The following is a 13,807-nucleotide window of genomic DNA, read 5'->3' as shown; positions in this document are numbered from 1 at the left end:
CCATTTAAACGCTTAATAGTTTTATATTGTTATAGGTTATCGTCGCTAATGCGGCTTGCTACCGCACTACTTTGATCTTTATATTTTGCGTCTTTACGAATGTTGTATGGGTTTTCGCAGGGTCCTGAAAGCATTTCAAAGCTCATTGCACCAATTTTCATCATTGGGCGCAGCGCTAGTGGCAACTTACCTGAATTGTAAAATTCTAAAACAATATTACCACTCCAACCTGGGTCGATTCTGTGCGCTGTTACATGCACCATTAAACCTAAGCGGGCAAGTGATGAACGACCATCTAACCAGCCTACTATGTCGGCAGGAAGTGTAACTTTTTCATGGGTAATGGCCAATGCCAGCTCACCTGGGTGTAAAAAGAAAGCTTCGCCGTCGGCAAGCTCAATCTCTTCACTCATTATTGATTCCATAGCCTTATTTAACTGATCTTTAGGGCCACTTAAATCTACGTACGCTGCGTTATGTGCGTTAAAGGTTCTAAATTTGTTACCTAAGCGCAAATCGGCTGTCACACCCGAAATCATTTCATTAGTCGGCGCAGGCTCAATCACTATGCGGCCATCGCTTAAATATTCTTTAATATGGGTATCTGAGAGTCTCATTTTTTCTTAGTCCTGCGTTATCACTATCTCAACACTGTGTTGGTGCTGCTGATAAAAAAGCGTGCTGGCAATCAGTCTTGCCGCTGCGCTGTATGTGTTGCTAATAGCCGCGCTGGTATCGCTGGCGATTAATTTACCTTGCTCTGAGTATTCACGAATATCTATGGCAAGTGGAATATGGCTTAACACCGGTACGCCGTGTTTATGGGCAAGTTTTTCTGCGCCATCTTTGCCAAATACATGGTTGGCTTCACCGCAGTGGCTACAAATGTAGTGACTCATATTTTCTATAAGCCCAAGCACAGGTACGTTAACTTTATTAAACATTGCAATGCCTTTTTGCGCATCGGCAAGGGCTAAATCTTGCGGTGTCGTCACAATAACAGTGCCGCTGGCAGGCACCTTTTGGCTCATAGTTAGCTGAATATCGCCCGTACCCGGTGGCATATCAACAATTAAGTAATCAAGTTCGCCCCAATCTGTCTCGTTTAATAATTGGTTGAGCGCTCCCGATGCCATTGGCCCTCGCCATACCGTTGCGTCATCACTTGGCACTAAAAAGCCGATTGATTGCGCTTTAATGCCGTTGGCATCAAATGGCTGAAGCAGTTTGTTATCTTTGGTTTGTGGCTCTGCACCCACAAGCCCTAAAAGCATAGGAATAGATGGCCCATAAATATCAGCATCTAAAATCCCTACTTTTGCGCCTTCGTTTTTAAGCGCCCCAGCTAAATTAACAGCGGTCGTGGATTTTCCTACCCCCCCTTTACCTGAGGCAATCAGCACAATGTGTTTAATGGCTTTAAATTTTGCAGGCTCTTTTATAGTCACCACAGAGTCTATGGTAACCGGTGTATTTATACTTTCACTTACGTGCTGCTCAACTAACGGCATTTCTGATTGAGCCGCAAATGGCAGCGTTATTTTAATGTGTATTGATTTATCGTCATTTTGCGAAATGGTATCAATAAAACTTTCATCAATACCTACGGCAAATGCCGCGCTTCGATACGCCGCTAAGGCAGTAATAATCGGTTGTTTTTGCACCGATTTAGAGGAGAATAGTTTCGACAGTCCAAACATAGCAATTAAATAGCGTTTCTTTGATGAAAAGTGCCACAGAATTATGTAACATTCAGGGCATTAACACCAGTCAATTAACAAAAATCCATAAGCTGCGCGTACCGTTAGTCCAAAGCTTATGGATAAATTAATGATAACCGCCTTTTTTGTAGTAAAAATGGTGGTTTATCCTCAATTCGGAATGATTATGACGCAGCGAAAGATCCTCATTACCAGCGCATTACCTTATGCAAATGGCCCTACTCACTTAGGCCATTTATTGGAATATATTCAAACTGATATTTGGTCACGTTTTCAAAAGCTACAAGGCCACGAAGCTTATTATGTTTGCGCCGACGATGCTCACGGCACGCCAATTATGCTTAATGCGCAAAAGCAAGGGATCACGCCTGAAGAAATGGTTAAAAATGTAAGCATTGAACGCCAGCGCGACTTTGCCGACTTTAACATCAAGTTTGATAAATACCACAGCACCCACAGCTCAGAAAATAAAGAGCTGAGTGAGCTTATTTATAACCGCCTTAATGATGCGGGTCATATTAAAAAGCACACTATTTCACAGTTATTCGACCCTGAAAAAGGCATATTTTTACCAGATCGCTTTGTAACAGGCACTTGCCCAACTTGTAAGTCTGAAAACCAAAATGGCGATAGCTGTGACTCGTGTGGCGCAACTTACAGCCCAACCGAATTAATAAACCCGCGCTCGGTAATGTCAGGTGCAGAGCCAATTTTAAAAGATTCAGAGCATTACTTTTTTGACCTGCCAGCATTTGAAGGCATGCTTAAAGAGTGGCTACACTCGGGCTCTATTCAGCAAGAAATGGCGAATAAGTTAGATGAGTGGTTTACCGATGGCCTGCAACAGTGGGATATTAGCCGCGATGCGCCTTACTTTGGTTTTGAAATTCCAAATGCACCGGGCAAATACTTTTACGTATGGCTAGATGCGCCAATTGGCTACATGGCAAGCTTTAAAAATCTATGTGACGAAAAAGGCCTCGACTTTGATGCATTTTGGGCTGAAGGTTCTGATGCTGAGCTTTATCACTTTATTGGTAAAGACATTATTTACTTCCACAGCTTATTTTGGCCAGCCATGCTAGAGGGCGCTAATTTTAGAAAGCCAACTAACGTGTTTGCACATGGCTTTGTAACCGTCAATGGCGAAAAAATGTCTAAATCAAAGGGTACGTTTATAAAAGCACGTACTTACCTTGATAACCTAGACCCAGAGTACTTACGTTATTACTACGCAGCTAAATTAAACAGCGGTATTATTGACCTTGATTTAAACCTAGAAGACTTTGCACAACGTGTAAATTCAGACCTAGTAGGTAAAGTAGTAAACATAGCAAGCCGCTGTGCAGGCTTTATTACTAAAAAGTTTGACGGTAAATTAAGTAGCACAATTATGCAGCCAGAACTACTTGAAGAATTTCAAGCTGCTGCACCGAGCATTACTGCCCACTATGAAAACCGTGAATACAGCCGCGCGATTCGTGAAATTATGGCCCTAGCCGACAAAGCCAACCAATTTATTGATGCCGCAGCGCCATGGGTACTCATTAAAGACGAAGCAAAACAACAAGAAGCGCACGAAGTGTGCTCGCTTGGCCTTAACTTGTTCCGTGTTTTAATTACCTATTTAAAACCTGTATTACCAGGTATGGCTGCAAACGTAGAAGCCTTTTTAAATGACGACTTAGCATGGGATGGCGTTAAAAATGCACTTGTTGCACACCCTATCAATAAATTTAAGCCGCTCATGCAACGTGTAGAAATGGATAAAGTGAACAAAATGGTTGAAGAATCAAAAGAAAGCCTAGAATCAAAAGTAACAATTGACCCTAATAGCCCACTTGCAAAAGAGCCAATTGCGGATGAAATTGAATTTGATGACTTTGCAAAAGTAGACTTACGCGTTGCTAAAATTGCTAAAGCAGAGCATGTTGAAGGCGCCGATAAGCTACTTAAACTTACGCTGGATTTAGGCGGCGAAACACGCCAAGTGTTTGCTGGTATTAAATCGGCTTACGCACCAGAAGACATTGAAGGCAAACTGACTGTAATGGTTGCAAACCTTAAACCTCGTAAAATGCGCTTTGGTATGTCAGAGGGTATGGTATTAGCTGCAGGCCCTGGCGGTAAAGAAATTTACATTCTTAACCCAGACGATGGCTCAGAGCCAGGCATGCGTGTAATGTAATTTATTACTTATAAAAAACCGCTGATATTTCAGCGGTTTTTTTATGAGAAAAGAAATGTTTATACCAATCCGCTTAATTAAGTGTGCTATTTTTAGGGTGCAAAAGCGTGTTGATAACTAGACAAAAACTCGCTATTTAATTATTCAAAATGATCAAGATGAGAGTTTTTTAACGCGTTTAACCCCAAAATGATTAAGTATTATTGCCGATTGCTGTTACACGTGTGACTCTGGATTAAATAAAGTGAAGTGACATTATGAGCCAAATTTTAAATGTCAACAGAATAAAAATAAGCAACCAAATAAAGCAACATAAGTTAGTTGCTATACTTCGCTTAAAGCAACAAAGCGATGTAGCCCCCTTAATTAATTGCTTAGTCAATGCAGGCATTAACGCGCTAGAAATCACCTCAAATACACCTGGCTTTGAGCAAGAAATAGCAAAAGCACGCGCTGCTTATAAAAATACACTCATTGGCGCTGGCACAATAATTAACACCGCCCTTGCGCAACAAGCGATTGATGCCGGTGCGCAATTTATAGTTACACCAAGTACTAATCAAGCCGTGGTAGAGCTTGCCCACCGCCATGGTTTACCTGTATTAATGGGCGCACTCACTCCTACCGATGTTGCCAATGCCATAGAGTATAACGCCGATATTATTAAAGTTTTTCCGGCAGGCAGTATGGGGATTAATTACTTTAAAGCGCTAACGGGGCCTTTTTCTGATGTGCCATTAATGCCCGTAGGCGGCATTAATTTAGACAACCTAACACATTGGTTTGCAGCGGGGGCATGCGCAGTGGCGGTAAGTAGCGATTTTAGTAAGCCGGTAAATAACAAACAGCAATACGACACATTAAGCCAATTGGTGTGTAAATACATATCAGCGGTCGCTCACTTAACAAACTAAATAATACAGCTAAAAGTGAGCTTTTATTAAAAGTAATACAGCTTTAATAACGCTCTTTTAACTCCCCAATTTCTTTTTGATTTTAGTTTGCCACTCAAGTGCAAGCTCGGGTAGTTCAAGTGCTGCTAATAATACGCTTTCATAATCTGGGTATTGTTTATCAAAAAACGCCTGAAACAACGTTTTAACCGAAATGTTATGCTCAGCTTTATGTTCAATAGTCACTGCATCGCCCGTTTTAGCAACACCTTGCTCAAGCACTCTAAAATAAACACCCGTGTGGTAATACTGAGTGAACAGTTTTAGGCTTTGTTTATTATTAAGTGCAATAGCCAATTTAAAGCACGGCACACGGGGCTGGCTTACTTCAAGCAGTGCAGTACCTAAACGAATACGATCCCCTATGTGAATGTTTTGCTCATCAAGGTCTGAAATTGTGAAGTTTTCGCCAAAGGCACCGACTGCTAAATCATCATTTTTAAGGGTGCGCTTCCAATAATCATAATGATTGTGCGAAAACGCATAAACCGCTTTTTCCACCCCGCCATGATTAACTAAATCGGCTTGCTCATCACCTATTATATTTAGCTTTTCAATAACAACCGGCTCTTTGGTTGGCGTTTTAAATATACCGGTTTTGACCTCTTTGCCGTTATGCACAACCGTTTTTATTTTAGAGATGTTGGTAGAGATTATTTTCATCTTAAACCTTTGATTATAGCTAAAAGTAAGAGTGCGTAAGTTTCATCATTCATCCTTGATGGTCAACAAAGTAAGATTATAAGTCAAAAATATATAACAAAGTTAAAATAAGAAACACTACAAATACAGGGGTAAGTACATAGAAAAGGATATTTGCTATGGTTTTGTGTTTTTCTCTAAAGCGAAGCATTCCATTGTAAGTCGCTCTAAAAAGTGGGAATGTAATAAAAGCTCTAAAAATTGCCCATGAAACAAAACCGCATTGAAGTTTTATTTCCAGCCAAAACTGCTCCGGATTAATATTTAAAGATTGACTCGGAGAGCTTTTGGACCCAATTGACCAGCCAGTTAATAGCTCTAACATAATTATAAAAATAAGTAGAGCCGCTATCCAAAGGTAAGCTGACTCTATTGATTCTCTTTTTGAGATAAATTTTTTCATTAATATTATATAAACGCATTTATATAGGCTTACACAGACCTACTTTTCCCACTTGTTTAACGCTTGCTTGTCGCTTTGTTTAAACTCAACCCAGTTTGAGGAGTCTTTAAAATGTTCTTTTTTCCAAAACGTGGCGTGGTTTTTTAAGTAATCCATTATAAATTGTGCGCCTTCAAACGCGGCTTGGCGGTGGCGGGAGGTTACACCAACAAATACAATTTGCTCACCAAGGGCTAAATAACCTACTCGATGAATAATGCTTATGCGAGCAAGTTGCCAGCGTGTTTGCGCTTGCTCGGCTATAGATTGCAGTAGTTGCTCAGTCATCCCTGGGTAGTGTTCAAGCTCAAGGGCGATTACGTTATCGCCGCTGCTAAATTCTCGCACAAGCCCTGTAAACGTCACTACGGCACCATCACTTTTGTTATTACTGCAAAGTGCGTCATGTTGCTCGCCTACTGAAAAATCCTGCGTTTGTACTTTAATGCTTATACTCATTAGCCACCTGTCACTGGTGGGAAAAAAGCAAGTTCATCCCCTGCTTTTACAAGCTCATCGCTTGATGACATAGTTTGATTAAGCGCACACAATACATCACGCTCTTCAAGCCATGCCTGCCAATGTGGGTTTTGCTCAACCAGCATGTGTTTAAACGCTTTAATGCTAAGGGTATGCGCTATATCAACGGTTAACTTATCGCACTTTAGGCGCTCTTTTAGTTGGCCAAAAAACAGTACGTTTACATGCCCTGCAGCTGCATCAGTATCATTTAAATTAGTCTCGCTGCCAGCTACCATGCTTGCCTCCTGCTTTTTGCGTTACACGCATACCGTGTATTTCCATAAGCGGGTCGGCGGCTTTACACATATCAAATAATGTAAGGGTCGCCACAGATACAGCGGTGAGTGCTTCCATTTCAACGCCCGTTTTACCTGCTAATTTACAGTAGCTAGTAACTTTAATTTGGCTATTTGCTTCATCAAGTTCAAAATCAACGGCTACTTTACTCAGTGCCAGCGGGTGACAAAGCGGAATTAAATCAGCGCACTTTTTAGCGCCCTGAATACCCGCAATACGGGCTACGCCTAACACGTCACCTTTTTTATTTTGATTAAGCAACACTTGCTCAAAAGCCTGTTTGCTCATTTTAATGTAGGCCTCGGCAGATGCATCGCGCAGAGTGACCTCTTTTAGCGATACATCAACCATGTTTGCTTGGCCGTTTTCATCTACGTGGCTCAGCATATTATTGCTCTCGCGATTCGCATTTTTTACCAATAGTAATATGCGGGGCAAAGTTACATGGCTTGTGCATTGAGTCTAACTGATCTTTTATAATACCTGTCCAGGCTGTTTTACATGCGCCTGTAGAGCCAGGCATACAAAAAATAACGGTGTTATTGGCAAGGCCCGCCAACGCACGTGATTGAATAGTTGAGTTACCAATTTCGCCGTACGAAATATGTCTAAATAGCTCTCCAAATCCATCTACGCTTTTATCAAACAGCGGTGTAAATGCCTCTGGTGTTGAGTCGCGCTCGGTAAAGCCCGTACCACCGGTTACTAAAATGGCGTGAATGGTGTCATCGGCAATCCACTGCGATGCAACTGCTCGCATTTGGTAAACATCATCTTTAACTATGTCTTTATCCGCTAAGTGATGGCCTGCTTCAGTAAGGGCTTTAATTAAATAATGGCCTGAAGTATCTGTAATTTCATCGCGTGTATCGCTTACTGTCATTACGGCAATGTTTAATGCAATTTGTGACTCTGTGGTATGGCTCATAGGGTTCTTCTCAATAAATTAGGTTTGTGTTGGTCAAATTGCTCGTTAACAGCTTTAAATTGCGCCGGTGTATTGGTATTAACAAGTGCATGAGCTTTATTACATTTTAGCATTTGCACACCAATACTACGGGTAAACTGTTTAACTGATTTATGACTATTTGCGTTTATGAGTAATTGTTTTAAATGACGTTTAACGCTTTGGGTGTTACGAATATACAGGGGTAACGGTTCATTTTCAAAGTGCCACGCATGTATTTGTGGCTGATTTGTTTGAAAGTGGGGGTTATCGCTTGCTGCTGATGCAATTTGCGATAACAACGTGCAAGTCAGCAACGGCATATCAACAGCGGTTACAAGTATATCTTGCTCTGTTGCCATTAAAGTTGAATAAATCCCCCCAAGCGGGCCAGAACCTGGGTATATATCAGGTATGTATTGCGCAGTAGCACTTTGTACATTACGGCTTATAAGTACATCACTTGCCCCTGCTGCTGTTAATAACTCACATGCATTTTGCAGTAATGTTTTATTTTTTAAAATGAGGTTGGCTTTATCGCTGCCCATTCTTGATGATTGCCCACCAGCGAGTACAACCCCTGTAAACACGGCTTTATTGCTCATTTTAGCCGCCCAACATAGCTAAATGGGTTGTGGCGCCCGTTAAGCGCTTATCAAGCTCATGGCTAATAGTTTTATTGCCCATTGCTGCTTGAATAGCGTTTACAGTGGCTGGCGTATCTTGCGCATTTAAATACGGGCGTAAATCTATTCCCTGCTCGGCAAACAGGCACAAATGTAGTTTGCCTAATGACGAAACTCTTAATCGGTTACAGCTTTTACAAAAGTCTTTACTGTAGGGCATAATTAAGCCAATGCGCCCCTTAAAATCGGGATGACAAAACTCTTCTGCAGGGCCGTTTAATTTACCTCTTACTACCTGTAACCAACCTTGTGCTAAAAGCTGCGTTTTAACACTTTGCCCGCTTAAATGGTTTTGTTCAAAAAAGGTGGCACCATTACCTGTTTCCATTAATTCAATAAAGCGTACCGTTACTTTTTTATGTTTTACCCAGTCTAAAAAATCATTTAATTGGTTTTTATTAAATTGCTTAGCCAGCACTGCATTTATTTTTATATCTTTTATGCCCAGCTCAATTGCCCGGTCTATCCCTTTTAAAATATGGGTTAGCTTGTCGTGTCCTGTAATTAATTTAAACATACTCGGGTTTAAGCTATCTATACTAATGTTTAGCGCATCTAGGCCAGCGCTGTAAAACTCATCAATTTTATTAAATAAGTTAAAACCATTAGTTGTTATGGCGACTTTTTCTATACCTGGAGTATTTTTACATTGCTTTATAATGTCGGTTACATCACTGCGTAAACACGGCTCACCGCCCGTAATACGCACTTTTTTTGTGCCAAGTGAAGCAAAAGCATTTACTAAGGTTTTTATTTCGGTTTTATTTAAAAAGTTACGCGGGGTATCGCACTGATACCCGTTTGGTAAACAATAGGTGCAACTAAAGTTACACACATCGGTAATTGAGAGGCGCAAATAGTTAAACTGCCGACCAAATTGATCATTAAGCATATACTTCCTTGTTTATTTACATTTCAACTGCAACATTAATACTGTTAGCGTTTTGCGTAGTATGCTGCTTTATTAATTGGCTTAACTGGGTTTTACACGACCCACAGTTAGTGCCGCATTTTAGTTTAGACCCCAATTGTTCTACTGTATTTTCACCACTTTTAATGGCGTTTATAATGGGTTGTTCACGTACTTTAAAGCAACTACATACTTGTGCGCCTTGAGTAAATTCTTCATCAGGCGTGGCATACAATAATGACTGTAATTGGCTAAAGGTTATTAAAGGCTCTGCAAATAAATGATTTATCCACTCAAGTGATATGTCTTTTTGAGCCGACGAAATAACTGCAACAAACACTAACTGCTCGTTTTGAATACATTGAACATGCATCGCTTTTGCACTGCCCATTGCCGACCACTGCCCTTGTAAGCCTGTCAGTGTTTGACAATAATAAAGCAAATCATTTTGCGGCTCATTGAGCGCTAACTGGTAGTTAACACAATTACTTGCGTTAACTTTAAGCCAAAAATCACTGGTTATTTTAAGCTCTGTTTTGCTAAAAACTTGCATATACTGAGCAAACTGCACTTTAACTAAATCAACAGCACCATGCTTACACTCAGCCTGGCCCGAAATAGGGTCTACAACCGATTGATAAAGCCCACTTACCGTAGCGGATGAGGCAAATTGCTTGTTCCAGTGAATAGGCATAAAACATTCGCCTTTACGCACAGCATCCGTTACTTTTGCATGAGCCGTCACTTGCCCTGTTTTAGCATTGGCAGTTATTAAATCGTTTGCTTTTATGTTTAATTTGCTGGCATCTATGGGGTTTATTTCAATATATGGGCGCGTTATATGAGTAGAAAGGGCTGTACTTTTTCCGGTGCGACTCATTGTATGCCACTGATCGCGTATTCGCCCTGAGTTCATTACAAAAGGGTAATCGCTTGATGTTTGTTGCACAGGAAGTTTGGGCGTTATAGGAATAAAGCGGGCTTTTTTATCTGCGGTGCTAAATTGATTATTAACAAAAACCTGCCCGTTTTTATATGGCTCATTTTTTAGTACGGGCCACATAACCGGTTTTAAGTTATCGTATTGCTGCTGCGAAAGCCCTACTAAGGCTGATAAATTTAATAGCCTATCACCGTTATTTTCAAAATCAGTAAGTTGTGCCCATTCTTCAAAAATGCCACTGGGGTCTGTAAAGTCAAATCCTTCAAAACCCATTTTTTGAGCAACTAAACACATTATTTGCCAATCGTTTTTAGCCCCCGAAAATGGCTCAACTAGCGGGCGCTGCCTCGATATTCTGCGTTCTGAATTAGTCACTGTGCCGTTTTTTTCGCCCCATCCGGTTGATGGGAACGCCACATTAGCAAATTTTAGCGTATCACTTTTAGCAATACAGTCAGACACAACCACCAGCTCACATTGCTCAAGTGCATGTTGTATGGCTGCGTTATTAGGAAGGCTCACCATCGGGTTGGTTGCCATTACCCAAATAGCTTTTATTTTCCCTTTGGCGATTTCATCAAACATATCAATCGCATTACACCCTGCTTTTTTAGCTATTGTTGGCGATTGCCAAAAACGCTGCACTAACTGTTGATGCGCGTCGTTTTCAATGTCTAAATGTGCTGCTAATTGATTTGCCAAACCCCCTACTTCACGCCCACCCATAGCATTAGGCTGCCCCGTTATTGAAAACGGGCCACATCCAGGTTTTAACAATTTGCCCGAGGCTAAATGCGCATTTATAATGGCATTACACTTATCAACCCCTGAGCTTGATTGGTTAATACCCATTGAATAAAAACTAATAGCGGTTGGGCTTTGTGCAAATAAGGCGTAAAAGTCACTGACTAGCTGCGCGTCAATATCACAAAAATCACTGACCGCTTTAATACTCCACTTTTTAGCCTCTGCAAGCGCTGTTTCAAAGCCGTTTGTATGCGCGTTTATAAATTGCGTATCTAAATAGTTATGTTCACTTAAATAAGTAAGCAAGCCGTTATAAAGAGCCCCGTCGCTGCCTGGTTTTATATTTAAAAAGGTATCGGCAAGTTCGGCTGTATCTGTTTTTCGCGGGTCGATAACCACTACTTTCATGTTTGGATTAAGCTTTTTTGCGCGCTCCATACGCTGGTATAGTACCGGGTGAGTCCAAGCTGCATTTGAGCCAATTAAAATAAGTAGCTCAGTTTGCTCTAAATCTTCGTAGCTACATGGTACTACGTCCTCACCAAACGCACGTTTATAACCGGCAACCGCCGATGACATACACAGCCTTGAGTTTGTATCTATATTGCCTGAGCCTATGTAGCCTTTCATTAATTTATTGGCAACGTAGTAATCTTCGGTCAGTAACTGCCCCGATACATAAAACGCAACCGACTCCGGTCCATGCTCTTTAATAATGGCGTTAAATTTGTTGGCAACGTAATCAGTTGCCGTATCCCAGCTGGCGGGTTCGTTGTCAATAAGAGGCGATGTTAAGCGATTATCAGTGCCTGTGGTGTCAAGCAAATGCGTGCCTTTAACACACAAGCGGCCAAAATTAGCGGGGTGCTCGCGCGTGCCTTCAAGTTTTGTTGGGGTATTATTTAATAATGAAATATCAACCCCACAGCCTACACCACAATAAGCGCAGGTGGTTTGTTTAAGCAAAGGTGTGTTTGAACATGTGTTTAATGTTTCCATACTGCTCTCTTATTATTTGCGTTAAGCGCTCTGGGATACAGGCTCATCTACTGGGGTTAGCGTGGCTATTTTATTATTAAGTGCACTGCTAATAACGCTTTGCACTAGTTTTTCACAGCCTCCACAACCCGTACTTGCTTTAGTGGCTTGCTGCACTTTATTTAAATCGCTACAACCTTGTATAACCGCTTGTTCAATAGTGTGTTTTGTCACTTTGTGGCACGCACAAATAATGGCATCTTGTGGCAAATCATCAGCGTTTAGCTCGCCCGCGTCACCTGCAAGCGGCATTATTAATGACTCTGCGGGCACACTAAGCTCAATGCCATTTAAGTGATACTGCAATAAATTATCGTAATCACTGGTATCGCCAACCAGTACAGCACCTATGAGCTTATTGCCTTGCTCATTAGTGACTACTTTTTTGTAAATACCGCTTAGTTGATCTTCAAAGTAATAGCTAATTGCGCCTTCACTGCGTGCATGAGCATCACCAATTGAGCCTACTTCAACACCCATTAATTTAAGCTTGGTGCTCATATCGGCACCGCTAAATTCATCAGCACTATTTGAGGAATTGTGTAAAGCTTTGTTTGAAGACAGCTGTTGTAAAACATGCCCCGCCGCTACTTTTGCCATTGCGTAGCCCGGTGCTACAAGGCCAAAAATAAAGTTATTCCAAAGGGCGCATTCGCCTATGGCGTATATGTTTTTATCACTCGTTTGGCAATGGTTGTTTATTACGATGCCGCCGCGCTCACCTATTTCTAAATTAAACTCACGAGCTAAGTTATCGTATGGTCGAATACCGGCCGAGAATACAATCATGTCGGTTTCTAGGGTTTGCCCCCCTTTAAAGCACATTTTATAACGGCTGTTTTCACCTTCTATAATTTGCTCTGTCGCCACTGATGTATGCACAGTAACGCCCAGCTCGGTAATTTTATTTTTAAGCAATCGACCACCAGCACCATCTATTTGTACGCCCATAAGTTGTGGTGCAAATTCTATTACATGGGTTTGCAAGCCAAGCTGCTTTAACGCGTTGGCTGCTTCAAGCCCTAATAAACCGCCGCCAATTACTACGCCCACTTTGCTGGCATGTGCAGATTTTTTTATGGCGTGTAAATCGTTAATGGTTCTGTAAACTAGGCAGTGCTCACGGTCTTTGCCTGGAATGGGTGGTACAAATGCAAATGAACCGGTAGCCAATATTAACTTGTCGTATTCAAATGTTTTGCCTTTTGCAGTAGTGACTGTTTTTGCATCGCGGTTTATATCAACCACTTTAGAATGAGTATGAAAGCACACTTGCCAATCTTGATAGGTTTTACTGCAGGTAAGTGCTAAATCGTCTTCGGTTTTACCTTTAAAAAAAGACGAAAGCTGTACGCGGTCATAAGCGAGTCGGTCTTCACCGCTGAGTACGGTAATCTCCATATTTTGAGTATCACCTTGTTGTGATACTAGCTGTTGTACAAAATGATGGCCAACCATTCCATTTCCGACAACTACAACACGCTGCTTGCTTGGCATTAAAATCACCTGTTTGATTTAAAATACACTTAACTTTAAATGGGTACTTTAAATGTATAATTTATTATGTGTTGGTTATAGCAATATGCAAGCCAGATATATAAGCACTACATTTCAATAACTTAACTGAGTTAACACAGTAAAAAAGAAGTGAAAGCACCACAAGCTGGCGCTATTGCACCAACTTGTAACGCTTTAAATTAAATAACGAGGGT

Annotated in this window: 14 protein-coding genes; 2 read left to right on the top strand and 12 right to left on the bottom strand. The window is 41.2% G+C overall.

Features of this window, described 5'->3' with window-relative positions; translation table 11 throughout:
* Nucleotides 1–29 precede the first annotated feature (29 nt).
* Both dcd and apbC read right to left on the bottom strand, forming a co-directional pair.
* On the bottom strand, nt 30–617 hold the full coding sequence (gene dcd / locus AN390_RS05975) for a dCTP deaminase (protein WP_004587761.1): 588 nt from the start codon (nt 615–617) through the stop codon (nt 30–32).
* 6 nt (nt 618–623) lie between these two features.
* Nucleotides 624–1,700, bottom strand: a complete 1,077-nt coding sequence (apbC, locus tag AN390_RS05970; RefSeq protein ID WP_055253252.1) for an iron-sulfur cluster carrier protein ApbC — start codon at nt 1,698–1,700, stop codon at nt 624–626.
* A 187-nt stretch (nt 1,701–1,887) separates the two neighbouring features.
* Here apbC and metG point away from each other — a divergent pair, with 187 nt between their 5' ends.
* Both metG and AN390_RS05960 read left to right on the top strand, forming a co-directional pair.
* A complete protein-coding gene (gene metG / locus AN390_RS05965) occupies nt 1,888–3,909 on the top strand; it encodes a methionine--tRNA ligase (protein ID WP_055253797.1) in 2,022 nt (673 codons plus the stop codon).
* Nucleotides 3,910–4,166: 257 nt separating this feature from the next.
* The gene (locus AN390_RS05960; protein WP_055253250.1) at nt 4,167–4,823 is read left to right on the top strand and encodes a bifunctional 4-hydroxy-2-oxoglutarate aldolase/2-dehydro-3-deoxy-phosphogluconate aldolase; all 657 of its coding nucleotides are present in this window, start codon (nt 4,167–4,169) and stop codon (nt 4,821–4,823) included.
* Between the two features lie 57 nt (nt 4,824–4,880).
* On the opposite strand, the gene AN390_RS05955 is transcribed toward AN390_RS05960, so the two are convergent.
* The 10 genes from AN390_RS05955 to AN390_RS05910 form a co-directional block, all read right to left on the bottom strand.
* Entirely contained in the window at nt 4,881–5,525 is a 645-nt protein-coding gene (locus tag AN390_RS05955) for an MOSC domain-containing protein (protein ID WP_055253248.1), read from the bottom strand.
* 76 nt (nt 5,526–5,601) lie between these two features.
* A complete protein-coding gene (locus AN390_RS05950) occupies nt 5,602–5,967 on the bottom strand; it encodes a hypothetical protein (protein ID WP_055253245.1) in 366 nt (121 codons plus the stop codon).
* 39 nt (nt 5,968–6,006) lie between these two features.
* Nucleotides 6,007–6,465, bottom strand: coding sequence for a molybdopterin synthase catalytic subunit MoaE (gene moaE, locus AN390_RS05945; protein WP_055253242.1), 459 nt, complete (start codon nt 6,463–6,465; stop codon nt 6,007–6,009).
* Nucleotides 6,465–6,764: a MoaD/ThiS family protein gene (locus tag AN390_RS05940; protein ID WP_055253241.1), complete on the bottom strand. Its 300-nt coding sequence runs from the start codon at nt 6,762–6,764 to the stop codon at nt 6,465–6,467. Before AN390_RS05940 ends, moaE begins: the two co-directional genes overlap by 1 nt.
* Nucleotides 6,742–7,212 (bottom strand): cyclic pyranopterin monophosphate synthase MoaC, encoded by a 471-nt coding sequence (gene moaC, locus AN390_RS05935; RefSeq protein WP_004587754.1) that lies wholly within the window; start codon nt 7,210–7,212, stop codon nt 6,742–6,744. Before moaC ends, AN390_RS05940 begins: the two co-directional genes overlap by 23 nt.
* 1 nt (nt 7,213) lies before the next feature.
* Entirely contained in the window at nt 7,214–7,753 is a 540-nt protein-coding gene (moaB, locus tag AN390_RS05930) for a molybdenum cofactor biosynthesis protein B (protein WP_055253239.1), read from the bottom strand.
* Nucleotides 7,750–8,376 carry a molybdenum cofactor guanylyltransferase gene (locus AN390_RS05925; protein WP_055253237.1) on the bottom strand — a complete coding sequence of 209 codons (627 nt, stop codon included), beginning with the start codon at nt 8,374–8,376 and terminating at the stop codon, nt 7,750–7,752. The genes moaB and AN390_RS05925 overlap by 4 nt, the downstream gene beginning before the upstream one ends.
* A gap of 1 nt (nt 8,377) precedes the next feature.
* The gene (gene moaA, locus AN390_RS05920) at nt 8,378–9,349 is read right to left on the bottom strand and encodes a GTP 3',8-cyclase MoaA (RefSeq protein ID WP_055253234.1); all 972 of its coding nucleotides are present in this window, start codon (nt 9,347–9,349) and stop codon (nt 8,378–8,380) included.
* 16 nt (nt 9,350–9,365) lie between these two features.
* Nucleotides 9,366–12,056, bottom strand: a complete 2,691-nt coding sequence (locus tag AN390_RS05915; RefSeq protein ID WP_055253232.1) for a nitrate reductase — start codon at nt 12,054–12,056, stop codon at nt 9,366–9,368.
* Between the two features lie 21 nt (nt 12,057–12,077).
* A complete protein-coding gene (locus tag AN390_RS05910; protein ID WP_055253230.1) occupies nt 12,078–13,592 on the bottom strand; it encodes an FAD-dependent oxidoreductase in 1,515 nt (504 codons plus the stop codon).
* Nucleotides 13,593–13,807 lie beyond the last annotated feature (215 nt).

The organism is Pseudoalteromonas sp. P1-11 (genome assembly GCF_001399995.1).
Classification (GTDB): Bacteria; Pseudomonadota; Gammaproteobacteria; order Enterobacterales; family Alteromonadaceae; genus Pseudoalteromonas; species Pseudoalteromonas atlantica.
This window is presented reverse-complemented; position numbering and strand designations above follow the sequence as displayed.